The organism is Geodermatophilus poikilotrophus (genome assembly GCF_900111455.1).
In the GTDB taxonomy this organism is placed as follows: Bacteria; Actinomycetota; Actinomycetes; order Mycobacteriales; family Geodermatophilaceae; genus Geodermatophilus; species Geodermatophilus poikilotrophus.
This window is the reverse complement of record NZ_FOIE01000006.1, coordinates 151,533-173,827: the sequence shown is the minus strand read 5'-3', so window position 1 is coordinate 173,827 and position 22,295 is coordinate 151,533. Positions and strand designations below refer to the sequence as shown.

At 75.1% G+C, this 22,295-nt stretch carries 20 protein-coding genes and 1 tRNA gene; 8 read left to right on the top strand and 13 right to left on the bottom strand.

Features of this window, described 5'->3' with window-relative positions; genetic code table 11:
* Positions 1 to 93: 93 nt before the first annotated feature.
* The 10 genes from BMW27_RS14945 to argS form a co-directional block, all read right to left on the bottom strand.
* The gene (locus tag BMW27_RS14945) at positions 94 to 750 is read right to left on the bottom strand and encodes an L-threonylcarbamoyladenylate synthase (RefSeq protein ID WP_245743605.1); all 657 of its coding nucleotides are present in this window, start codon (positions 748 to 750) and stop codon (positions 94 to 96) included.
* A gap of 14 nt (positions 751 to 764) precedes the next feature.
* Entirely contained in the window at positions 765 to 1,607 is an 843-nt protein-coding gene (gene prmC / locus BMW27_RS14940) for a peptide chain release factor N(5)-glutamine methyltransferase (protein WP_281244769.1), read from the bottom strand.
* A gap of 20 nt (positions 1,608 to 1,627) precedes the next feature.
* Positions 1,628 to 2,719 carry a peptide chain release factor 1 gene (gene prfA, locus BMW27_RS14935; protein WP_091445431.1) on the bottom strand — a complete coding sequence of 364 codons (1,092 nt, stop codon included), beginning with the start codon at positions 2,717 to 2,719 and terminating at the stop codon, positions 1,628 to 1,630.
* A gap of 87 nt (positions 2,720 to 2,806) precedes the next feature.
* A complete protein-coding gene (rpmE, locus tag BMW27_RS14930) occupies positions 2,807 to 3,031 on the bottom strand; it encodes a 50S ribosomal protein L31 (protein WP_091212718.1) in 225 nt (74 codons plus the stop codon).
* Between the two features lie 178 nt (positions 3,032 to 3,209).
* Positions 3,210 to 5,384: a transcription termination factor Rho gene (gene rho, locus BMW27_RS14925; RefSeq protein WP_091445429.1), complete on the bottom strand. Its 2,175-nt coding sequence runs from the start codon at positions 5,382 to 5,384 to the stop codon at positions 3,210 to 3,212.
* A 248-nt stretch (positions 5,385 to 5,632) separates the two neighbouring features.
* Positions 5,633 to 6,529 (bottom strand): homoserine kinase, encoded by an 897-nt coding sequence (gene thrB, locus BMW27_RS14920; protein WP_245743602.1) that lies wholly within the window; start codon positions 6,527 to 6,529, stop codon positions 5,633 to 5,635.
* Positions 6,530 to 6,648: 119 nt separating this feature from the next.
* A complete protein-coding gene (gene thrC / locus BMW27_RS14915; protein WP_091445425.1) occupies positions 6,649 to 7,734 on the bottom strand; it encodes a threonine synthase in 1,086 nt (361 codons plus the stop codon).
* The gene (locus BMW27_RS14910) at positions 7,731 to 9,023 is read right to left on the bottom strand and encodes a homoserine dehydrogenase (RefSeq protein ID WP_091445423.1); all 1,293 of its coding nucleotides are present in this window, start codon (positions 9,021 to 9,023) and stop codon (positions 7,731 to 7,733) included. Before BMW27_RS14910 ends, thrC begins: the two co-directional genes overlap by 4 nt.
* A complete protein-coding gene (gene lysA / locus BMW27_RS14905; RefSeq protein WP_175486523.1) occupies positions 9,020 to 10,474 on the bottom strand; it encodes a diaminopimelate decarboxylase in 1,455 nt (484 codons plus the stop codon). Before lysA ends, BMW27_RS14910 begins: the two co-directional genes overlap by 4 nt.
* Before the next feature lie 32 nt (positions 10,475 to 10,506).
* The gene (gene argS, locus BMW27_RS14900; protein ID WP_091445419.1) at positions 10,507 to 12,168 is read right to left on the bottom strand and encodes an arginine--tRNA ligase; all 1,662 of its coding nucleotides are present in this window, start codon (positions 12,166 to 12,168) and stop codon (positions 10,507 to 10,509) included.
* Between the two features lie 287 nt (positions 12,169 to 12,455).
* Between argS and BMW27_RS14895 the strand changes: the two genes are divergently transcribed.
* From BMW27_RS14895 to BMW27_RS14885, 3 genes are all read left to right on the top strand, one after another.
* Positions 12,456 to 13,139: a thioredoxin-like domain-containing protein gene (locus BMW27_RS14895; protein WP_245743601.1), complete on the top strand. Its 684-nt coding sequence runs from the start codon at positions 12,456 to 12,458 to the stop codon at positions 13,137 to 13,139.
* On the top strand, positions 13,136 to 13,789 hold the full coding sequence (locus BMW27_RS14890) for a DUF305 domain-containing protein (RefSeq protein WP_091445415.1): 654 nt from the start codon (positions 13,136 to 13,138) through the stop codon (positions 13,787 to 13,789). Before BMW27_RS14895 ends, BMW27_RS14890 begins: the two co-directional genes overlap by 4 nt.
* 58 nt (positions 13,790 to 13,847) lie before the next feature.
* Positions 13,848 to 13,919: transfer RNA gene (locus tag BMW27_RS14885), tRNA-Arg, on the top strand.
* A 160-nt stretch (positions 13,920 to 14,079) separates the two neighbouring features.
* Here the strand turns inward: BMW27_RS14885 and BMW27_RS14880 are convergent.
* Positions 14,080 to 14,850 carry an SDR family NAD(P)-dependent oxidoreductase gene (locus tag BMW27_RS14880; protein ID WP_217638165.1) on the bottom strand — a complete coding sequence of 257 codons (771 nt, stop codon included), beginning with the start codon at positions 14,848 to 14,850 and terminating at the stop codon, positions 14,080 to 14,082.
* A gap of 153 nt (positions 14,851 to 15,003) precedes the next feature.
* Between BMW27_RS14880 and BMW27_RS14875 the strand changes: the two genes are divergently transcribed.
* The 5 genes from BMW27_RS14875 to BMW27_RS14855 all read left to right on the top strand — a co-directional run bounded on the left by BMW27_RS14875 (position 15,004) and on the right by BMW27_RS14855 (position 19,461).
* The gene (locus BMW27_RS14875; protein ID WP_091445414.1) at positions 15,004 to 16,503 is read left to right on the top strand and encodes a long-chain-fatty-acid--CoA ligase; all 1,500 of its coding nucleotides are present in this window, start codon (positions 15,004 to 15,006) and stop codon (positions 16,501 to 16,503) included.
* Between the two features lie 83 nt (positions 16,504 to 16,586).
* Entirely contained in the window at positions 16,587 to 16,973 is a 387-nt protein-coding gene (locus tag BMW27_RS14870; RefSeq protein WP_091445412.1) for a hypothetical protein, read from the top strand.
* Positions 16,894 to 18,012, top strand: a complete 1,119-nt coding sequence (locus BMW27_RS14865) for an alpha/beta fold hydrolase (RefSeq protein WP_091445411.1) — start codon at positions 16,894 to 16,896, stop codon at positions 18,010 to 18,012. The genes BMW27_RS14870 and BMW27_RS14865 overlap by 80 nt, the downstream gene beginning before the upstream one ends.
* Positions 18,009 to 18,554, top strand: a complete 546-nt coding sequence (locus BMW27_RS14860) for a GNAT family N-acetyltransferase (RefSeq protein ID WP_091445409.1) — start codon at positions 18,009 to 18,011, stop codon at positions 18,552 to 18,554. Before BMW27_RS14865 ends, BMW27_RS14860 begins: the two co-directional genes overlap by 4 nt.
* 121 nt (positions 18,555 to 18,675) lie before the next feature.
* Complete coding sequence (locus BMW27_RS14855) at positions 18,676 to 19,461, top strand: lysophospholipid acyltransferase family protein (protein ID WP_091445407.1); 786 nt, start codon at positions 18,676 to 18,678, stop codon at positions 19,459 to 19,461.
* On the opposite strand, the gene BMW27_RS14850 is transcribed toward BMW27_RS14855, so the two are convergent.
* Positions 19,451 to 21,085 carry an ABC-F family ATP-binding cassette domain-containing protein gene (locus BMW27_RS14850; protein ID WP_091445406.1) on the bottom strand — a complete coding sequence of 545 codons (1,635 nt, stop codon included), beginning with the start codon at positions 21,083 to 21,085 and terminating at the stop codon, positions 19,451 to 19,453. The two genes, BMW27_RS14855 and BMW27_RS14850, sit on opposite strands and share 11 nt — an antisense overlap.
* Positions 21,086 to 21,194: 109 nt before the next feature.
* Entirely contained in the window at positions 21,195 to 22,268 is a 1,074-nt protein-coding gene (locus tag BMW27_RS14845; RefSeq protein WP_091445404.1) for an adenylate/guanylate cyclase domain-containing protein, read from the bottom strand.
* Between the last annotated feature and the right edge of the window lie 27 nt (positions 22,269 to 22,295).

Below are 22,295 nucleotides of genomic sequence, written 5' to 3'. Positions count from 1 at the left end.
CGCGGCGGATCTCCCGGGGATCGACGACGGACTGGAGTCTCACGGTATCGCTCCGGCGCGTCGCCCACCGTCAGCTGTTGAGCGGCGGTCGCTCTAGTCGACGATCCCGGGGACGACCTCGCGCAGCCGGTCGACCGGGATGGCACCGACCCGCAGCACCCGCGGGGCCGGCACGGTGCAGTCGACGATCGTGCTCGCGGCGGACCCGGCGCGCGGTCCGCCGTCCAGGACGACGGCCGCGTGCGCCCCCAGCTGGGCGACGGCCTCGCCTGCGGTGGTGGCGGCCGGGCGGCCGGACCGGTTGGCGCTGGAGACCGCGAGCGGGCCGGTGCGCCGCAGCAGGTCGCGGGCGACCTCGTCGTCGGGCAGCCGGACGGCGACGGTGCCCTCGGCGTCCCCCAGGTCCCAGGCCAGGGACGACGCGTGCTCGAGGACCAGGGTCAGCCCTCCGGGCCAGAACGCCTCGGCCAGCTCCGTAGCGACCGGCGGGACCACGGTGACCAGCCCGACCAGCGTCGACGCCTCACCGATGAGGACCGGGACCGGCATCGTGCGGCCGCGGTTCTTGGCCGCCAGCAGCGCGGCGACCGCCGGTGGGGCGAAGGCGTCAGCAGCGACGCCGTACACGGTGTCGGTGGGCATCAGCACCAGCTCGCCGTTGCCGATCGCCGCCGCCGCGGCGTCCAGCCCGGCGGCGCGGGCGTCGGGATCGGAGCAGTCGTAGGTCGCCGGGGTCGAAGACGGAGCCACGGAGGGCGAGTCTGTCATCCCCCGCTCCGGTGCGCGGTGGTGTACCGCGGACGGCCGGCCAGGTCGGGGTGGTCCTCGACGTCGGTCCAGCTGCCGGAGGCCCGCACCAGCGCGGGCAGCGCACTGCCCTGCTGGTCGGCGTGCTCGATGCCCAGCCCGCCACCGGGCCGCAGCAGCCGGGCGGCGGTCCGCAGCAGACCGCGGACGACGTCGAGACCGTCCGGCCCGCCCCACAGCGCCAGCGGCGGGTCGTGGTCGGCGACCTCGCGCGGCACCGTCGCACCGACCGGCACGTACGGCGGGTTGGAGACGACGAGGTCGACCGTGCCGTCGAGCTCCCGCAGCAGGCCCGGGTGGGTCATGTCCCCGGACAGCACGTCGACGGGGGTGTCCCCCGCCGCGGCACGGGTGGCGGCGTTGTGCCGGGTCCACCCGATCGCGCCGGGGTCGCGCTCGACGGCGGTCACCCGCGCGCCGGGGTGCTCGTGCGCGATGGACAGCGCGATGGCGCCCGAGCCGCTGCCCAGGTCGACGACGACCGGCTCGGCCCGACCGGCCAGCCGGGCGAGCGCCCACTCGACGAGCTGCTCGGTCTCCGGTCGCGGCACGAAGACGCCGGGGCCGACGGCGAGCTCCAGGTGGCGGAACGGCGCCCGGCCGGTGAGGTGCTGCAGCGGCACCCGGTCGGCGCGCTGTCCGGTGAGGTCCTCGAAGCGGGCGACCGCGTCGTCCGGCACCTCGCCGAGGGTGAGCAGGCCGGCGCGGGAGACGCCGAGCACGTGGGCGAGCAGCAGTTCGGCGTCCACCCGTGGTGACTCGACACCGGCGTCGGCGAGCCGCCGGGACGCGTCGGCCAGCAGGGCGCGGGCGTTCAGGTTCAGGACCCGGCCGACAGCAGCTCGGCGGTGTGCGCGCGGGTGAGCGCGTCGATGACGGGGTCGAGCTCCCCGTCGAGCACCTGGTCGAGGTTGTGCGCCTTGAAGCCGACCCGGTGGTCGGAGATCCGGCTCTCCGGGAAGTTGTAGGTGCGCACCCGCTCGCTGCGGTCGACGGTGCGGACCTGGCTGCGGCGCTGGTCGCTGGCGGCCGCGGCGGCCTCCTCGCGAGCGGCGGCCAGCAGCCGGGAGCGCAGCACGCGCAGCGCCGACTCGCGGTTCTGCAGCTGGCTCTTCTCGTTCTGCGAGCTGACCACGATGCCGGTCGGCAGGTGCGTGATCCGGACGGCGGAGTCGGTGGTGTTCACGCTCTGCCCACCGGGGCCCGAGGAGCGGAAGACGTCGATGCGCAGGTCGTTCGGGTCCACGGTCACGTCGACCTCCTCGGCCTCGGGGAGCACCAGCACGCCGACGGCCGAGGTGTGGATGCGGCCCTGCGACTCGGTGACCGGCACCCGCTGGACCCGGTGCACGCCGCCCTCGAACTTCAGCCGCGACCAGATGCCCTCGTCGCCGCGGGACTTCACCGCGATGGCGACGTCCTTGTAGCCGCCCAGGTCGGCGGGGACGGCGTCGAGCACCTCGGTGGCCCAGCCGCGCCGCTCGGCGTAACGCAGGTACATGCGCAGCAGGTCGCCGGCGAACAGCGCCGACTCCGCGCCCCCCTCCCCCGCCTTGATCTCGAGGATGACGTCCTTGTCGTCGTCGGGGTCCTCGGGGATCAGCAAGGAGCGCAGCCGCTCCTCCAGCTCGGGCACCCGCTGCTCGAGGGCGGCTGCCTCGGCGGCGAAGGAGGCGTCCTCGTCGGCGAGCTCGCGGGCGGCGGCGAGGTCGTCGCGGACGGCGTCCAGCGCGCGCTTGGTCTCGACCAGCGGGGCCAGCTGCGCGTAGCGGCGGCCCAGCCGGCGGGCCCGGGAGGCGTCGGCGTGCACGGCGGGGTCGGCCAGCTCGGTCTCCAGCGCGGCGTGCTCGGCCAGCAGCCCGCTCAGGCGATCGCTCGCCCCACCCGACCCGGCGTCGGTGCTGCTGCTCATGGGTGGTCCTCTCAGGGGTGGTACCCGGGGCTGGACACGACGACGGCGCCCGCCCCACACGAGGTGGGGCGGGCGCCGTCGGGGGGACTACTGGCCGGCGTTGGCGTTGCGCTTGCCGAACCGCTTCTCGAAGCGGGCCACGCGGCCGCCGGTGTCCAGGATCCGCTGCTTGCCCGTGTAGAAGGGGTGGCAGGCGGAGCAGGTCTCGACGGTCAGCGTGCCGCCGGGCGCCGTGCTGCGGGTGGTGAAGGTGTTCCCGCAACCACAGGTCACCGTGGTGGTGTGGTAGTCGGGGTGGATGCCGGGCTTCATGTCGCCTCTTCCGGTGGTCTGTGCCGTTCAGGTGGTCGAACGCCGGCGGCCGGCTGGTCATTCCGGCCGCGCAGCGGGGCTCGGTCGCCCAGTGTCCCTGACGCCTGGCGACGTGCTGGAACCGGCCCCGCTGCAGGGCCCCGCCGCGAGCGTGCGCGCGGCGGGGGCAGCGGGGTCCTCAGTCGTTGCCGGGGCCGAGTGTCGTCTTCTGGATCTGCATGAGGAACTCGATGTTGTTGCGCGTCTTGCGCAGCTTGTCGAGCAGCAGCTCCAGCGCCTGCTGCGGCTCGAGCGCGGCGAGCACCCGGCGCAGCTTGATGACGATGGCCAGCTCGTCGGGCGACATGAGGATCTCCTCCTTGCGCGTGCCCGACGCGTTGACGTCGACGGCCGGGAAGACCCGCTTGTCCGCCAGGCGACGGTCCAGCTTGATCTCCGCGTTACCGGTGCCCTTGAACTCCTCGAAGATGACCGTGTCCATCGTGGAGCCGGTCTCCACCAGCGCCGAGGCGATGATGGTCAGCGAGCCGCCGTTCTCGATGTTGCGGGCGGCGCCGAGGAAGCGCTTGGGCGGGTAGAGCGCCGTGGAGTCGACACCACCGGAGAGGATGCGCCCGCTGGCGGGGGCCGCCAGGTTGTAGGCGCGGCCCAGGCGGGTGATCGAGTCCAGCAGGACGACGACGTCGTGGCCCATCTCGACCAGGCGCTTGGCCCGCTCGATGGACAGCTCGGCGACCGTGGTGTGGTCCGACGGCGGCCGGTCGAAGGTCGAGGCGATGACCTCGCCCTTCACCGAGCGCTGCATGTCGGTGACCTCCTCGGGCCGCTCGTCGACGAGGACGACCATGAGGTGGCACTCGGGGTTGTTCGTCGTGATCGCGTTGGCGATCGACTGCAGCACCATCGTCTTGCCGGCCTTGGGAGGCGACACGATGAGCGCCCGCTGCCCCTTGCCGATCGGCATGACCAGGTCGATGACCCGGGTCGTCAGCTGGTGCGACTCGGTCTCCAGCCGCAGGCGCTCCTGCGGGTAGAGCGGGGTCAGCTTGGTGAACTCCGGGCGCTGCCGGGCCTGCTCGGGCTCCAGGCCGTTGACGGTGTCCAGCCGGACCAGCGCGTTGTACTTGTCCTTGCGCTCGCCCTCGCGGGGCTGGCGGACGGCGCCGGTGATCGCGTCACCGCGGCGCAGGCCGTAGCGGCGCACCTGCGACAGCGAGACGTAGACGTCGTTTGGGCCGGTCAGGTAGCCCGAGGTGCGGACGAACGCGTAGTTGTCGAGCACGTCGAGGATGCCGGCGACCGGCAGCAGGACGTCGTCCTCGCTGACGGTCGGCTCGTTCTGGTCGAACCGCTCGCGGCTGTTGGTGCCCCGGCGGTTGCGGTCCCGGTAGCGGCGACCCCGGCGGCCGCGACCGCCCTCGAAGTCGTCGTCGTCCTCGTCGTTGCCGTTGCGGTTGTCGTTCCCGCGCTCGGTGCGGTCGTTGCGGTTGTCGTTCCGGTTGTCCGGCCGGCCGCCGCGCTCGCCCCGGTCGGGACCGCGGTTGCCGTCCCGCTCGCTCCGGCTGCCGTCGCGCTCGTTGCGGTTGGCGTCGCGGTCGCTGCGGTTGGCGTCGCGGTCGCTGCGGTTGCCGCGCTCGGCGCGGTCGCCGCCGTCCCGGTTGCCCTCGCGCTCGCGGGCGTCGCCCCGGTTGCCGCCGTCGCGCTCGCCGCGGCTGCGCCCACGGTCGCGGTTGCGCTGCGGACGGTCTCCCTCGGTGCGCTCGTCGTCGGCCTGCTCGGGAGCCGTACCGGCGGCGGAGGCAGGGGTCTCGGCGCGCGGCTCGGGCGCGCTCGGCGCGGCCTCGACCGCCGGAGCGGAGCCCTCGGCCACCGGAGCGGAGCCCTCGGCCGCCGGAGCGGTGCCCTCGATCGCCGGGGCGCCGGCCGGCCGGCTGGCCGCACGACGGCGGCGCGGTGCGGCCTCGGTGCCCGCGTCGGACGAGGAGGTCAGCGGGCCGCCGTTGGCGCCACCGCTGATCGGGGCCTCGACCGGTGTGGCCGTGGCGGCCACCCCGCGGGCGGTGTCGGCGCCACGGGCGGCCGGGATGTCGGCGGAGGCGCCGTTGGTGGAGGCGCCACCAGTGCTCTCCCCGCCCACCTGGCGGGCGGAGATGGCGGCGACCAGGTCGCCCTTGCGCATCCGGCCGGTGCCGGAGATGCCGAGCTCGGCGGCCAGTCGCTGCAACTCGGGCAGCAGCATGCCGGAGAGCCCGCTGCCGCGGCGACGGGTGCGGCCCGTCGTCCCAGAAGCGGCAGGTGCCTCGTCGTTGCCTGCGCCCTGCGGCGCGGTGACGAGGTCGGTGGTCTCGCTCACGTACAGGTCCTTCCCTGCGGAGACCTGCGCCTACCAGCGCAGGGGGTGATCCGGTCCCTCCCGCCCGAACGTGGAGCGGACAGCAAGAGAAACGGGATCTACTGGGTGCGGAGCGGTTCTGCGGCGACGGACATCAGATCGTCTGCAACGCCCCGCGCGAGGCTCGCCCGACTGGGCGGCTACGCCGTGAGCCTAGTGCTGGCCCACGGACGAGACAACACCGATCGGAACCGGCGTGTTCCTCGTTATCAAGACGATACCCCAGGGGTCCCGACCTGCAGGTCTGCACCGCCGGGATCGACGTCCAGGACCCGCACGGACCAACCCCGAGGGGTGAGGTCTCCCACCTCGCGCAGGACGTCCTCGCCGGCGGAGCGGCGGGTGAGGACGAGCAGGCTCGGTCCCGCACCGGAGACGACGGCGGCGTGACCGGCCGCGCGCAGCCGGTCGAGCAGCTGCGCGGAGTCGGGCATGGCCGCCGCGCGCTGCCGCTGGTGCAGCCGGTCCTCGGTCGCGTCGAAGAGCAGGCCGGGCGCGGCGGTCAGCGCGTGCACCAGCAGCGCGGCCCGCCCGGCGTTGAACGAGGCGTCGGCGTGCGGGACGGCGTCGGGCAGCAGGCCGCGGGCGACGTGGGTGGACAGCGTCCCGTCGGGGACGAGCACCACCGGCACCAGGTCGGGCGAGACCTCGAGCTGCTCGGCGCGGGCGCCGCCAGCGGTCACCCACGACAGCGTCGCGCCGCCGAGCAGGCACGGGGCGACGTTGTCCGGGTGCCCCTCCAGCTCGGTGGCGAGCCGCAGCACGGCGTCCCGGTCGACGCCCCGGACCTCGGGGCACAGCGCCCACGCGCCGACCAGACCGGCGACCACCGCGGCGGCCGACGAGCCCATCCCCCGCCCCTGCGGGATGCCGTTCCGCGCGACGACGGCCAGCCCCGGCGGCGTCCAGCCGAGCGCGTCGCACCCGGCGCGGAACGCCCGGACGACGAGGTGCGACTCGTCGGTGGGCAGCGTGCGCGCCCCCTCGCCGGTCAGCGCGACCTCGAGGCCGCTGCGCCGGACGGCGAACTCGACGACATCGTGGCAGGTCAGCGCCAGCCCGGCGCTGTCGAACGCCGGGCCGAGGTTGGCGCTGGTCGCGGGCACGCGGACGCGCACCACGGGGGTCTCGGCCGCGTCCGGGGTCGGCCCGCTGCAGGCTCGCGCGGTGGGGGGCAGGGGGTCCCCCTCCGGGTGGCGGGCAGGACGTGGTCGCCCCGGATCGCTCACAGGCCGAGCTGCGCGGCGGCGGCTGCGGCGTCGACCGGCACGGTCACCGGGGCCGGCGCGCCGGAGATCGCCCACTCCGGGTCCTTGAGCCCGTTGCCGGTGACGGTGCAGACGACCCGCTGCCCCGGCTCGAGCCCGCCGGCCTCGGCGACCTGCAGCAGACCGGCCACCGACGCGGCGGACGCCGGCTCGACGAAGACCGCCTCGGTGCGGGCCAGCAGCCGGTAGGCCGCGAGGATGGCCCGGTCGGTGACGGCGTCGATCCGGCCGCCGGACTCGTCCCGGGCGGCCAGCGCCTTGGTCCAGGACGCCGGGTTGCCGATGCGGATGGCGGTGGCGATGGTCTGCGGCTGCTCGACGACCTGCCCGGTGACGATCGGGGCGGCGCCGGCGGCCTGGAAGCCCCACATGCGCGGCGTCCTCGTGGCGGTGCCGTCGGCGGCGTACTCGCGGTAGCCCTGCCAGTACGCGGTGATGTTGCCGGCGTTGCCGACCGGCAGGCAGTGGACGTCCGGGGCGTCGCCGAGCACGTCGACGATCTCGAACGAGGCGGTCTTCTGCCCCTCGATCCGGTACTGGTTGACGCTGTTGACCAGGCTGACCGGGTAGTCGATCGCCAGCTTGCTGGCCAGCGCGAGGCAGTCGTCGAAGTTGCCGTCGACCTGCAGCAGCTTGGCGCCGTGCACCAGTGCCTGCGCCAGCTTGCCCAGCGCGATCTTCCCCTGCGGGACCAGGACGGCGCAGACCATCCCGGCGCGGGCCGCGTAGGCGGCGGCGCTGGCGCTGGTGTTGCCGGTGGACGCGCAGATGACCGCCTGGGCGCCCTCCTCCTTGGCCTTGGTGATGGCCATGGTCATCCCGCGGTCCTTGAACGACCCGGTCGGGTTGGCGCCCTCGACCTTGAGGTAGACGTCGCAGCCGGTGCGGCGGGACAGCTCCTGCGCCGGCACCAGCGGGGTCGCCCCCTCCTGGAGGGTGACCACCGGGGTGCTGTCGCTGACCGGCAGCCGCGAGCGGTAGGCCTCGATGAGTCCCGGCCACAGCGGGGAGACCGAGCCCCGGACGGGCAGCTGCGTCGTCATGACAGTCCCTCCACACGCAGGATGCTGGTGACGCCGCGCACGGCGGGCATCCCCCGGAGCGCGGTCACCGTCGCCGAGAGGGCCGCGTCCGGGGCGCTGTGCGTCACGATGACCAGCGTCGCGGCGTCCCCGTGCCCGTCCTGGCGCACGGTGGCGATGCTGACCCCGTGGCGGGCGAACTCCTGCGCCACCGTCGCGAGCACGCCCGGCTTGTCGGCCACGTCGAGGCTGACGTGGTACCGGGTCGGGGTCTCGGCGATCGGCCGCGCGGGCAGGCCGGCGTAGGCGGTGACGCCGGGGCCGGCGACCCCGGCGACCCGGTTGCGCGCCACGGCGACCAGGTCGCCCAGGACCGCGCTGGCGGTCGCGTCCCCGCCGGCGCCCTGGCCGTAGAACATCAGCTGCCCGGCGGCCTCGGCCTCGACGAACACGGCGTTGAACGCCCCGCCGACCGAGGCCAGCGGGTGCGTGGTCGGGATCATCGCGGGGTGCACGCGGACGGCGACGGAGTCCCCGCCCTCGCCCGGCACCCGCTCGCAGATCGCCAGCAGCTTCACCGTGCAGCCGATCTCGGCGGCGCGCGCGACGTCGGTCGAGGTGACCGCGGAGATGCCCTCGCGGTACACGTCGGCGGCCGACACCGGGGTGTGGAAGGCGAGCGAGGCGAGGATGGCGGCCTTGGCGGCGGCGTCGAAGCCGTCGACGTCGGCGGTCGGGTCGGCCTCGGCGTAGCCGAGGTCGGTGGCCTCGGCCAGCGCCTCGGTGAAGCCGTGCCCGGTCTCGGCCATGCGGGACAGGATGTAGTTCGTCGTGCCGTTGACGATGCCGACCACCCGGCGCAGCTGATCCCCGGCCAATGACTCCCGCAGCGGGCGCAGCAGCGGGATCGCGCCGGCCACGGAGGCCTCGTAGTACAGGTCGACACCGGCCTCGGCCGCGGCCGCGTGCAGCTCGACGCCGTCGTCGGCCAGCAGCGCCTTGTTCGCGCTGACCACCGACTTGCCCGCCCCGAAGGCGGCCAGCAGCAGCGAGCGCACCGGCTCGATGCCGCCGATGACCTCGACGACGAGGTCCACGTCGTCCCGCGTCACCAGCCCGTGCGCGTCGGTGGTGAGCAGGGCTGCCGGGACGTCGGGGTGCCGGTCGGGACGGCGGACCGCGACGCCGACGACCTCGACAGGACGGCCGATGCGGGCGGCGAGGTCGGGCGCCTGCTCCTCCAGCAGCCGCAGCACCGCACTGCCCACGGTGCCGCAGCCCAGCAGGGCGACCCGCAGCGGCGCCGTCACGAGGTCACCCCGGCGGGGTGCTCGGGCGCGGGCTGGGACGGCGCGACCGCGGGCGCGGGCACGTCGGCGAGGACGGCATCGAGGGCGAACACGTCCGACAGTGTCTGACGCCGGACGATCTCCGTGGCGGCGCCGTCCCGGACGGCGACCACCGGGGGCTTGAGCAGGTAGTTGTAGTTGCTCGCCATCGACCAGCAGTAGGCGCCGGTCGCGGCGACCGCGAGCAGGTCGCCGGGCTGGACGTCGGCGGGCAGCCACAGGTCGCGGACCAGGACGTCCCCGCTCTCGCAGTGCTTGCCGACCACCCGGCACAACGCCGGCGGGGCGTCGGACTCCCGGTTGGCCAGCACGCAGGTGTAGGAGGCGTCGTAGAGGGCGGTGCGGATGTTGTCGCTCATCCCGCCGTCGACGGACACGTAGTTGCGCACCTGCGGGGCGCCCTGCCCGCCGCTGCCGAGCCGGACCGGCTTGATCGTGCCGATCTCGTAGAGCGTCACCGTGCCGGGGCCGGCGATGGCGCGCCCGGGCTCGACGGCCAGCCGGGGCACCGGCAGCCCGAGCGCGTCGCACTCGGCGGCGACGGCGCTGCGCAGCCGCCGGGCGACGTCGCCGGGGGTGACCGGGTCGTCGTCGGGCAGGTAGGCGATGCCGAAGCCGCCGCCGAGGTTGAGCTCCGCCAGCACCTGGCCGGTGGCCTGCCGCACCTGGCCGAGCAGGCCCACCACCCGGTGCGCGGCCGCCTCGAACCCGGCGGTGTCGAAGATCTGCGAGCCGATGTGACTGTGCAGGCCGGTCAGCCGCAGCGCCGGCTCGCGGATCACCCGGACCGCGGCGGTGAGCGCGTCGCCGGTGGCCAGCGAGAAGCCGAACTTCTGGTCCTCGTGGGCGGTGGCGATGAACTCGTGGGTGTGCGCCTCGATGCCGACCGTCGTCCGGATCAGCACCGGCACCGGCGCGCCGCCGGTGGCGACCCGGGCGGTGGCCAGCGGGACCAGCCGGTCGATCTCGTCGAAGGAGTCGAGGACGACGTGGCCGATGCCGGCGTCGACGGCCAGCTGCAGCTCGACGAGGGACTTGTTGTTGCCGTGCAGCGCGATCCGCTCGGCCGGGAAGCCGGCGGCCAGGGCGAGGGCCAGCTCGTTGCCCGAGCAGGCGTCGAGGTGCAGGCCGTCGTCGGCGATCCAGCGGGCGACCTGACCGCAGAGGAACGCCTTGGAGGCGTAGTGCACGTCCGCGTCGGCGAAGGCGGCGGCGAAGTCGGCCGCGCGGCCCCGGAAGTCACCCTCGTCGAGGACGAACAGCGGCGTGCCGTGGGTGCGCGCCAGCTCGGTGACCGGCCGGCCGCCCAGGTGCAGCTCACCGTCGACCCGCCGGGCCGAGCGCGGCCAGACCAGCGGGTCGAGCGCGCCGAGGTCGGCCGGTGGCAGGCCGACGGACGGCGGCGGGGTCATCCCCCCGTGCAGCGGCCCTGCGGGGTGCGCTCTCACATCCGCTCCGGTGCGCTCACGCCGAGCACGCCGAGGCCGTTGCGCAGCACCACGGCGGTCGCCGCGCACAGCCACAGCCGGGCGACGGCCAGCGGGGTCGTCTCCTCGTCGCCGCGGGGCAGCACCCGGCAGGAGTCGTAGAAGCGGTGGTAGGTGCCGGCCAGCTCCTCCAGGTACCGGGCGACCCGGTGCGGGGCGCGCAGCTCCGCGGCCGACGTCAGCACCCGCGGGAACTCCCCGATGGCGCGGAGGAGCGTGTTCTCCCGCTCGTGGGTCAGCTGCGCGACGTCGACGTCCCCCGGGTCCCCCAGCACCACCCCGAGGTCGGCGGCGTTGCGCAGCACCGAGGAGATGCGCGCGTGCGCGTACTGGACGTAGAAGACCGGGTTGTCGTTGGTCTGCCGGCTCCACAGGTCGAGGTCCAGGTCGATCTGCTGGTCGACCGAGGCCCGGGCCAGCGCGTAGCGGGCGGCGTCCGCGCCGACGGCCTCCACGAGGTCCTCGAGCAGGACGACGGTGCCGGCCCGCTTGCTCATCCGCACCGGCTCGCCGTCGCGGACCAGGTTGACCAGCTGGCCGAGCAGGATCTCCAGGTTGGCGTCGGGGTCGTCGCCGACCGCGGCGACCAGCGCCCGGTACCGGCCGACGTACCCGGCGTGGTCGGCGCCGAGCATGATCACTACCTTGTCGAAGCCCCGGGAGCGCTTGTCCAGGTAGTAGGCGCAGTCGGCGGCGAAGTAGGTCGGGTCGCCGTCGCTCTTGACCAGGGGCCGGTCCTTGTCGTCACCGAAGTCGGTGGTGCGCAGCCAGGTGGCACCGTCGGCCTCGTAGACGTGGCCGTTCTCCCGCAGCCGGGCAATCGCCTTCTCCAGCGCGCCGGTCTCGTGCAGCGTGCGCTCGCTGAAGTAGACGTCGAACTCGACGCCGAACGCGGCGAGCGTCCGCTTGATCTCGGCGAACATCAGCTCGACGCCGCGCTCGCGGAAGCGCTCCTGCTGCTGCTCCTCGGGCAGCTCGAGCACGCCCGGTTCGGCCGCCACGACCTGGGTCGCGATCTCGCCGATGTAGTCGCCGGCGTAGCCGTCCCCGGGGACCGGGCGGCCGGCTGCGGCGGCCATCAGGCTGCGGGCGAAGCGGTCGATCTGCGCCCCGGCGTCGTTGAAGTAGTACTCCCGCGTCACCGCGGCGCCACTGGCCTCCAGCAGCCGCCCCAGGGCGTCGCCGACGGCTGCCCAGCGGGTGCCGCCGATGTGCACCGGGCCAGTCGGGTTGGCCGAGACGAACTCCAGGTTGAGCCGCTGCCCGGCGAGGGTGCCGGTGTGCCCGTAGGTGGGACCGGTGGTGACCGCGTCGACGGCGATCCTGCCGAGCGCGCCCTGCGCCAGGGTGATGTTGAGGAAGCCGGGGCCCGCGACGTCGACGGAGGCGATGCCCGGGTGCGCCCGCAGCTCCTCGGCGAGCAGCCCGGCCACCTCGCGCGGCGGGCGCCCGGCCGGCTTGGCCAGGCGGAGCGCCACGTTGGTGGCGTAGTCGCCGTGCTCCGGGTTCTTCGGGCGCTCGACGACGACCTCGGCGGGCACCTCGACGGGCAGCGCGCCTCGCTCGACGACCGCGCCGACGGCGGTGCGTACGACGGCCTGCAGCTGCTCGGGTGTCACCGCACGAGCGTACTGACCGGGCGTCCGCGTCCCGTGCGGGCTTCCTCACCCTCTCCCCCTCGCTCCCAGGGGGCGTTCACCTCGCGCACCTAGACTCGGCGCCCGGAACCGCCGCGCAGGAGTCGTCGCGTGGCGCACCGGCACGCGCACGGACGCGACCGGCGAGGACACCGAGCACCAGAGGAGAGGCCTTGGCCAAGGACCGCACACCCGGGACCGGTCGCACGAGCGGCGGAGCGAGCCGGTCGGGCGCGGGCGGCGGGCGGGGTGGGCGCACGCGCCCGCCGGTGACGAACGTCGTCACCCCGCAGCGGCCGTGGGGGCTGATCGCCGCCGCCGTCGCCGTCCTGGTGTTCGCCGCCGCCGTCCTCACCTACGCCGTCCTGCAGGTCAACGAGGCCGAGGAGAACCGGGTCGACGCCGTCGACGAGATCGCCGGCGTCCAGACCTTCGGCTACGCCGCCGGCCAGGAGCACGTGACGACCCCGGTCACCTACGAGCAGTCCCCGCCGGTCGGCGGTCCGCACGACGGCGAGTGGGCCGACTGCACCGGCACCGTCTACGACGTGCCGGTCCGGCAGGAGAACGCCGTCCACAGCCTCGAGCACGGCGCCGTCTGGATCACCTACGACCCCGCGGTCGTCAGCGGGGACGCGCTGGACACGCTCACCGCGTTCGCCGACGAGTCCGGCCGGATGGTCTCCCCCAACCCCGGCCAGGACTCCCCGATCAGCCTGCAGTCCTGGAACCACCAGCTGAAGGTCGACTCGGCCGACGACCCGCGGATCGAGCAGTTCGCCGACTTCCTGACCTACAACCAGGAGTTCTACCCGGAGCCGGGCGCCAGCTGCGAGAACCCGCAGTTCATCAGCGACCCGCTGGTCGTGGGCGACGGCAGCCGCGGCGCCGGGTCGATGACGACCGACGCCCCGACCACGCCGACGGCCGGGGCCGAGACCGGCGCTCCGTGACCCCCGCGCGCAGCCCGCTGCGGGCGGCCCTGCTGGCGGTCATCGCCGTCGGGCTGGTCCTGATCGGCGGGGGCGCCGCGGTGGGACTCGGCCTGGGCCGGGGCGAGCCGGCACCGACGGCGGACTCCGTGGCGGCCGGGTTCGCCCGCGACATGTCCCGGCACCACCTGCAGGGCGTGGAGATGGCCAACCTGGCACCGGAGCGGAGCACCGACCCGGAGGTCCGCCAGCTCGCGTTCGACATCGCCGAGACCCAGCAGAACCAGGTGGGGCGGATGCAGGGCTGGCTGGCGCTGTGGGGCCTGCCGCCGACCGGCGGGGACACCATGGCCTGGATGGCCTCCGCCGAGGGGCACGGCGGGCACGACACGGGCGCGGCGGACGGCGGGCTGATGCCGGGGATGGCCACCGACGAGGAGCTGGCCCGGCTGCGCGACCTGTCGGGCACCGGGTTCGACGTGGAGTTCCTGCGGCTGATGATCCGGCACCACCAGGGCGGCTTCGAGATGGCGCAGTACGCCGCCGAGCACGCCGGTGTGCCCGCCGTCGCGGGGCTGGCCGGCACCATCGCCGAGACCCAGGCGGCGGAGGTGACGACGATGGAGCGGATGCTCACCGCCCGCGGCGGCACCCCGCTCCCCGCGCCCTGAGCACCGCCCTCGGGACGCCGCGGCGGGGCTGGTAGGTTCTACGACGCCCCACCGCAGAGCCCCCGTAGCTCAGGGGATAGAGCACCGCCCTCCGGAGGCGGGTGCGCAGGTTCGAATCCTGCCGGGGGCACCCAGCACCGAGAGGCCCCGCCGTCCGCGGCGGGGCCTCTCGTGCGTCCGGGCGGCTCTCGTGACGTCGATCCGGGGGGATCATCGGCAGGTGGCTGCCACCATCTGCGTGTCGGGGAGCCAGCCACCGGTGACCACGGGCACCCCGGGAGGAGCGGCGGTCAGCTGGTGAGCAGCCCGCCCTCGACCGGCAGCGTCGTCCCGGTCACGTACCCGCCGGCGTCGCTGACCAGGAAGACCAGCGCGGCGGCCAGCTCCACGGGGTCGCCCTTGCGGCCGGCCAGCACGCGGGTCATCTGACCCTCGATGTAGCCCTCGGGGTACTGGTCGGTCATCTCCGACTCGAAGAAGCCCGGGGCCAGCGCGTTCACCCGGATGCCCTTGCGGCCGGTCCACTGCTGCGCCAGGTCGCGGGTGAGCCCGATCAGGCCGGCCTTGCTCGCCGCGTAGGCCGCCTGCGGCAGCCCGGCCGTGGTCAGCCCGAGGATGCTCGAGATGTTGACGATCGAGCTGCCCGGCTGCATGACCCGCGCGCAGGCCTGCGCCATCCAGTAGCAGCCGTTGAGGTTCACGTCGATCACCGAGCGGAACTGCTCCGGGGTCTCCCGGGTGGCCGGCACGGCCGTGCCGACGCCCGCGTTGTTCACCAGGACGTCGACCCTCCCGAACTCGGCCACGGTGGCGTCCACCAGGCCCTGGCAGTCCTCGGGCCGGGAGACGTCGGTGCGCACGGTGATCGCCCGCCGTCCGGCCGCCTCCACGGCCGCGCGGGTGTCGCCCAGCCGGTCCTCGCGGCGGGCGCCCAGCGCGACGTCGGCGCCGGCCTCGGCCAGCGCGCGGGCGAACACCGCGCCGAGGCCGGACGACGCCCCCGTCACGATGGCCACCCGGCCGTCCAGCCGGAACATGTCGAGGACCGTCCTGTCCGTCACGTGCGCTCCCGTCGTCGTCGTGGGCCCTGAGCCTGTCGCTCCGGCGGCCGGCCCGCCACCCGCGGCCCCGACCCGCGACCTCCCGGTCCGTGGGGTAGACCACATCCCTGACGGGTAGGGGGCGCACCCGATCCGGATCGGTGGGGAGGACCCGTGGCCAACCTGGCACAACACCTGCTCGACACCGCGGCGCAGCACGGCGACCGGCCGGCACTGCGCATGGACGACGCCGTGCTGACCTACGACGGCTTCCGCGACGCCGCGGCCGCCGTGGCCGCGGGACTGCGGGCACGGGGCGTGCAGCCCGGCGACCGGGTGGGGATGGTCCTGCCGAACGTGCTGAGCTTCCCGGTCGTCTTCTACGGCGCGCTGACCGCCGGGGCCGCCGTCGTCCCGATGAACCCGTTGCTGAAGGCGCGCGAGGTCGAGTACTACCTGCGCGACTCCGGCGCCCGGATCGTCGTCGCGCTGGACTCGATCGCCGACGCGGCCACCGAGGCCGCGGCGGCCGTGGGCATCGACGCGGTGACCGTCGGCCCGGTCGACGCCGGCGCGACGCTGGGCGGGGCCGGCAGCGGGGAGCTCGAGCCGCGGGAGGACCGGGATGCCGCGGTCATCCTCTACACCTCGGGGACCACCGGCCCGCCGAAGGGTGCCGAGCTGACCCACGCCAACCTGAGCGGCAACGCGCGCACCACGCAGGAGACCCTGCTGGAGGGCACGCCGGACGACGTGATCATGGGGTGCCTGCCGCTGTTCCACGTCTTCGGGCTGACCTGCGCGCTCAACGCCGGCGTCCTGTCCGGGGCCTGCCTGACCCTGCTCCCCCGCTTCGACGGTGCGAAGGCGTTGTCGGTCGTCGAGCGGGACCGGGTGACCGTCTTCGAGGGCGTGCCGACGATGTTCGCGGCGATGCTGCACCAGGCCGACCGGGACCGGTACGACGTCTCCAGCCTGCGCCTGTGCGTCTCCGGCGGCTCGGCGATGCCGGTCGAGGTCATGCGCGGCTTCGAGGAGGCCTTCGGCTGCATCGTCCTGGAGGGGTACGGCCTCTCCGAGACCTCCCCGGTCGCCTCGTTCAACCACCCGCACGCCGAGCGCAGGCCCGGGACCATCGGGACGCCGATCCGCGGCGTGGAGATGCGGCTGGTGGACGACGAGGGCCGCGACGTGGCCGACGGCGACGTCGGGGAGATCGCGATCCGCGGCGAGAACGTCATGAAGGGCTACTGGGGCAAGCCGGAGGAGACGGCGAAGGCCATCCCGGACGGCTGGTTCCGCACCGGTGACCTGGCCCGGCGGGACGAGGACGGCTACTACGCGATCGTCGACCGCAAGAAGGAGATGATCATCCGCGGGGGCTACAACGTCTACCCGCGGGAGATCGAGGAGGCGCTCTACGAGCACCCCGCGGTCGCCGAGGCGGCGTGCGTCGGCGTCCCCCACCCCGACCTCGGCGAGGAGGTCGCCGCCGCGGTCGCGCTCAAGCCCGGCACGCAGGTCGACGCCGGCGAGCTGCAGGCCTGGGTCAAGGAGCGGGTGGCCGCCTACAAGTACCCGCGGCACGTCTGGCTGGTCGAGTCCCTGCCGAAGGGCCCCACCGGCGAGATCCTCCGCCGCGCCGTCGAGGTCCCCGCCGAGGTGGCGGGGTGAGGCAGCCGGGGGCGCCGGTGTGACCCCGTCCACCTGACCGCGTCCACCTGACCCCGTCCGGCCCGAGCCCAGGGAGAGCAACCGTGGCAGACCCCAGCCCGCCGCTGTGGCGGCAGGCCTTCGACGCCGTCGAGCGGCGCGTCACCCCGCGCGCCGAGGAGTTCGTCCGCACCGAGACCTTCGCGGTCGGTGCGGCCCTGACCCGCCGGGCGGTGACCCTGGCCCGCGACACCGCGCGCGGGGCCACGACCCGCTTCTGGCACCTGATCGACCTGCCGGCCGGGACCGACGTGAGCCGGCTCCGCGCCCAGGTCGGCGCGCTGGACCGCGAGGTCCGCCGGCTGACCCTGCAACTCGAGGCGGAGCGCCGCCGCACCCCCGAGGAGACCGATGTCGACAGTGCCCAGCCCGCAGACGGTCCTCGACCGCGTCCGGCGCGACGTCGAACGCAACGCCCTGCGCGCCCGTAACGGCCTCCGGCTGGTCAGCGGGGTCGCCCGGCCGAACGTCGGGCAGACCCCCAAGGACGTCGTCTGGCAGCGGGGACGGACGCAGCTGTGGCACTACCGCAACGACCCGGAGACCTCCGGCGGGGTCCGGTACTCGCCGCCGCTGCTCATCGTGTTCAGCATGGTCAGCCGCAGCTACATCCTCGACCTGGCACCGGGCAACAGCTTCGTCGAGCAGCTGCTGGCAGCCGGCTTCGACGTCTACCTGCTCGACTGGGGTGAGCCGGACGAGCGGGACGCGGCCAACACCCTCGAGGACTACGTCGACGACTACATCCCGGCCGGCGTGCAGCGGGTCCTGGAGATCTCCGGGGCCGAGGAGGTCACCCTGTTCGGGTACTGCTTCGGCGGGGACCTCGCGCTGCTCTACGCCGCGCACCACCCCGACGCGCCGGTCCGCAGCCTCACCGTGCTGGCCACCCCGGTGGACTTCCGGCACATGGGCCCGCTGGCCGACCTGTTCCGGGTCGGCGGCCTGGAGGTGTCCGCCGTGCTCGACGCCGACGGCAACGTGCCCCCGCGGGTCGTCGTCCAGGGCTTCCGGGCACTGACCCCGACCTCCGAGGTGACCCGCTACGTGACGCTCTGGGAACGGCTCTGGAACGACGAGTACGTGGCCGGCTACCAGGCCATGACCGGCTGGGCGGACGACCACGTGCCCTTCCCCGGGGCCGCCGCGGAGCAGACGGTGCGGATGCTGGTGCGCGACAACGGGATGGTCACCGACCGGCTGACGGTGGGCGGCGACCGGGTGCACCTGTCCGACGTCCGGGTGCCGTTCCTGACCGTGCGGGCCGACCGCGACCACATCGTCCCGCCGGATGCGACCGCGCCGCTGGTCGACCTGGTCGGCTCCCCGGACAAGCACGAGCTGCGGCTCCCGGCCGGGCACATGGGCCTGGTGGTCGGGCGGACGGCGGCCCGGACGACCGTGCCGACGATCATCGACTTCCTCCGGCGGCGCAGCGAGCCGCTGCCGGCCGGGCAGGACGCCCGGTGACCACCGTCGTCCCGCTGACCGACGCGCACTGCGACGCCCTGGTGCGCTTCTTCGCCGAGCTGCCCGAGGGCGACCGGACCTTCATCCGCGAGGACGTCACCGACCCCGACGTCGTGCGCGGCTGGGCCGCCGGCTCGCCCGGTGTCGACCGCTGGGTCGCGGTGGACGACGGCGACCGGGTGCTCGGGTACGTCGCCGTCCTCCGGCTGCCCGGCTGGTCCGACCACGTGGGCGAGGTGCGGCTGGTGGTCGCGCCCGCCGGCCGCGGCTCCGGGCTGGGCGGGGAGCTGGCCAGGCACGCCATGGTGCACGCCCTCGAGGCCGGGCTGACCAAGCTCGTCGTCGAGGTCGTCGCCGACCAGGGTGCGGCGCTGGCCCTGTTCACCGGGCTGGGGTTCACCGGCGAGGCGCTGCTGGTCGACCACATCCGCGACCGGGACGGGCAGCTGCGCGACCTCATGGTGCTGGCCCACCACGTCGGCGACACCTGGGCCGGCATGAGCGCGGTCGGGCTGACCGAGGCGCTCGGGGACCCCTCCTGACGCGGTCGTCCGCCGACCGTCCCGCCGCGGACCCCTGACGGTCACCGGCCGGACACCTGCAGCCGCCACGCTCGGCGTACGCGGGCCCGTCCCGGGGCCCCGAGCGCGCCGGAGGTCCCCCGTGACCCGTCCGTCCAGCCCGACCACCGACGGCTCACGCCTGCTGCGTGCCGGCGCCGTCCTGGCCGCCGAGCGGCTGCGCCCGCCGGTGGGCGACGCCCGGCGCCGGACCGTCTGCGGAGCGGCCCGCCTGCTGACCGGCCTCGGGGTGCGCGTCGCCGTCCACGTGCCGGCCGAGGCCTGGCCGCGCACCCGCACCGGGCCGGGCCTGCTGCTCGTGGCGAACTCCGCCTCGCCCCTGGACCCGCTGGTGCTGCTCACCGTGCTGCGGGGGGTGGTGGTCGCCGCGCCCGCCCCCGAGCGCGTCGCCGGCGTCCCGTGCCCGAGCGTCCGAGCGACCGTGGCCGACGTCGCGGCGGCGCTGGCCCGGGGGACGTCGGTCCTCGTCCGCCCCGAGCTGCCCACCGACGGCGGGACGGCGCTGGGCCGGTTCTCCCCCGACCTGCTCGCCGCCGCCGTCGCCACCGGGGCGCCCGTGTGCCCGGTCGCCGTCCGCTGCTCGGGGGGCGCGCCGGGACCGGCGTCGGGCGCGCGGTCGCTCCGGGCGGCGCTGCGCTGGACCGGCGGCGCCGACGTCCTGGCCGACGTCCACCTGCTGCCGGCGCTGTCCTCGGCCGGCGCGACGCCGCAGGAGCTGGCGACGACGGCCGAGTACGCGGTCGCCGCCGTCCTGGGGGCCGGCCACGCTGCAGCAGGAGGACCCCGCCCTCCCCGCCCGTCGCCGGCCCGGCGCGGTGCCCTGGACGGGGCCGGGGGTGGGGGGCAGCGAGGTCCCGCTACTCGGTGACCCGGCCGTCCTCGACGGTGAGCCGGCGGGTGGTGTCCACCGCGGCCAGCATCCGCCGGTCGTGGGTGACCAGCAGCAGCGTCCCGCGGTAGCCCGACACCGCCTGCTCGAGCTGCTCGATGGCCGGCAGGTCGAGGTGGTTGGTCGGCTCGTCGAGGACGAGCACGTTGACCCCCCGGGCCTGCAGGAGCGCGAGCCCGGCCCGGGTCCGCTCGCCCGGCGAGAGGGTGTCGGCCGGGCGCAGCACGTGCTCGGCGGTCAGCCCGAACTTGGCCAGCAGGGTGCGCACCTCGGCGGTGGGCCGGTCGGGCACCTCCGCGGCGAACGCCTCCAGCAGCGGCTCCGAGCCGAGGAACGCCCCGCGCGCCTGGTCGATCTCGCCGATCCGCACCGACGGCCCGAGGCCGCCGCGGCCCTCGTCCAGCGGCACCCGGCCCAGCAGGGCGGCGAGCAGCGTGGACTTGCCGCTGCCGTTGGGGCCGGTGATCACGACGCGGTCGCCCCAGTCCACCTGCAGGTCGACCGGACCGAGGGTGAAGTCACCGCGGCGCGCGACCGCGCCGGCGAGGGTGGCGACCACCGCGCCGGCCCGCGGTGCGGCGGCGATCTCCATCCGCAGCTCCCACTCCTTGCGCGGCTCCTCCACGACCTCCAGCCGCTCGATCCGCCGCTCGGTCTGCTTGGCCTTGGCCCCCTGCTTCTCCGCCGTCGCCCGGTTGTGGGCCTTGATGAACTTGTCCGGGTCCTTCTGCTTCTTGACGGCGTCCCGCACGCCCTTGGCCAGCCAGTTGCGCTGCATGCGCGCCCGGGCCTCGAGGTCGGCCCTGGTGCCGGCGTACTCCTCGTACTCCTCGCGCGCGTGCCGCCGGGCCACCTCGCGCTCGACCAGGTACGCCTCGTAGCCGCCGTCGTGCACCCGCACCAGCTGCTGGGCGAGGTCGAGCTCCACCACGCGGGTCACCGTGCGGGCGAGGAACTCCCGGTCGTGGCTGACGACGACGATGCCGCTGCGCGCCCCGCTGACGAAGCGCTCCAGCTGCTCCAGGCCGGCCAGGTCCAGGTCGTTGGTGGGCTCGTCGAGCAGCAGCACGTCGTAGCGGGAGAGCAGCAGCCCGGCCAGCCCGACCCGTGCTGCCTGCCCGCCGGACAGGCCGGCCGTCGGGGCGTCGAGGGGCACTCCGGGGGCCACCTCACCGACGACCTGCTCCGCCCGCTCGTCGAGGTCGGCCCCGCCCAGCGCCAGCCAGCGCTCCAGGGCCTCCTCGTAGGCGTCGTCGGCGCCGTCCGCGCCCGCGGCGAGCGCCCCGGTCGCGGCGTCGAGCTCGACCTGCGCGGCCGCGACGCCCGTCCGGCGGGCCAGGGCCCGGCGCACCGTCTCCCCCGGCCGCCGCTCGTGCTCCTGCGGGAGGTACCCGAGGGTCGCCGTCGGCGGGCTGACGGTCACGCTGCCCGACTCGGCCGGCAGCTCGCCGGCCAGGGTGCGCAGCAGGGTGGACTTGCCGGCGCCGTTGACCCCGACCAGCCCGACGACGTCGCCGGGGGCGACGACGAGGTCGAGGTCGGAGAACAGGACGCGGGCACCGTGGCCGGCGGCCAGGCCGCGGGCGACGAGCGTGGCACTCACGGGGGACCAGGGTGCCAAGCCGGCCCGGGACGGCGCCAACGGGTTGGTCCCGGCCCGCTGCAGGGTCCCGCCGCGAGCTCGCGAGTGGCGGGCGGCCGGGGGTCCGTCCTCAGTCCTCCAGGTCGTTCTCCAGGTCGTCGTCCTCGAGGACGTCGTCGGCCATCTCGTCGAGCATGGACTCCAGCGCGAGGTCGGCCTCCCCCGCCGGACGGCGCTGCACCAGCCAGGGCTGCAGGTCGTCGTAGCCGCGCACCGACACCCGGCGCAGCGGCCGCACCCGGTAGCGGGGCAGCCCGCGCAGGTGCCGGGCGAGGTCCCGGTCGACCAGCAGGGTGCCGGGCCGGGCGATCGAGGTGAGCCGGCTGGCCAGGTTCACCACCGGCGAGTAGACGTCGCCCAGGTGCGTGAGCACGGTGCCGAAGGCGGCGCCCACCCGCAGCGGCGGGCGGTCCTCGGCCTGCCAGGCCTCGGGCAGCTCCAGCCCGATCTCCACGGCGTCGATCGCGGAGACGGCGGTGTAGAGGACGCCGTCCCCCACCATCTTGACCACCCGGCCGTGGTGGCGGGCGATGACCTCGCTGGCGGTGCTCTCGAAGTCCTCCACCATCGCGCCGAGCTCCCGCCCGCCCATCCCCCGGCTGCGGCTGGTGTAGCCGACCAGGTCGGCGAAGCCGACGGCGAGCTCCCTCCGGTCGACGGCGGCCGCCGGGGTGAGCAGCCGGTCGGCGTTGGCCGCCAGGTGCCGTCGCCACACGTAGTCCTGCACGTCCCGCAGCAGCGGGAAGAGGCGGTGCGCGGCGGCCACCGCCTCCCCCGGCGGGACGGCGCGCCGCCCGGGGTCGTTCCCGCTGCGGGACAGGGCGTCGGCCAGCAGGTCGGTCTGCCAGTCGGCCAGCCGCGACAGCGACTGCGCCATCGCGCGGGCGATCGAGGCCTCCGTCCCCGGCTCGACGAACCCGGAGTCGATGAGCGCGCGCAGCAGCTCCAGCGCCCGGACGTCGGCGTCGGCGAAGACCGGGTCGTCGTCGGCGGCGTCGGGGAAGCCGAGCGCCCGCCACAGCCGCCGGGTGTGCTCGGGGGGCAGCCCGGCCATCGCTGCGATCTGCAGCCGGGTGTAGCGGCGCGGACCCTCCAGCAGCAGGCGCAGCAGCGCCTCGTGGGCGTCGCCGGCGTCCGCCACCACGTCCGGGTCCTGAGGGGTGTCGGACAG

Excerpts from the sequence above, each read along its gene's own strand:
- prfA (WP_091445431.1), bottom strand. The coding sequence starts at position 2,719 with ATGAGCAGCAGCACCGACGCCGGGTCGGGTGGGGCGAGCGATCGCCTG.
- rpmE (WP_091212718.1), bottom strand. The coding sequence starts at position 3,031 with ATGAAGCCCGGCATCCACCCCGACTACCACACCACCACGGTGACCTGT.
- thrC (WP_091445425.1), bottom strand. The coding sequence starts at position 7,734 with ATGACGACGCAGCTGCCCGTCCGGGGCTCGGTCTCCCCGCTGTGGCCG.
- lysA (WP_175486523.1), bottom strand. The coding sequence starts at position 10,474 with ATGACCCCGCCGCCGTCCGTCGGCCTGCCACCGGCCGACCTCGGCGCG.
- BMW27_RS14865 (WP_091445411.1), top strand. The coding sequence starts at position 16,894 with ATGTCGACAGTGCCCAGCCCGCAGACGGTCCTCGACCGCGTCCGGCGC.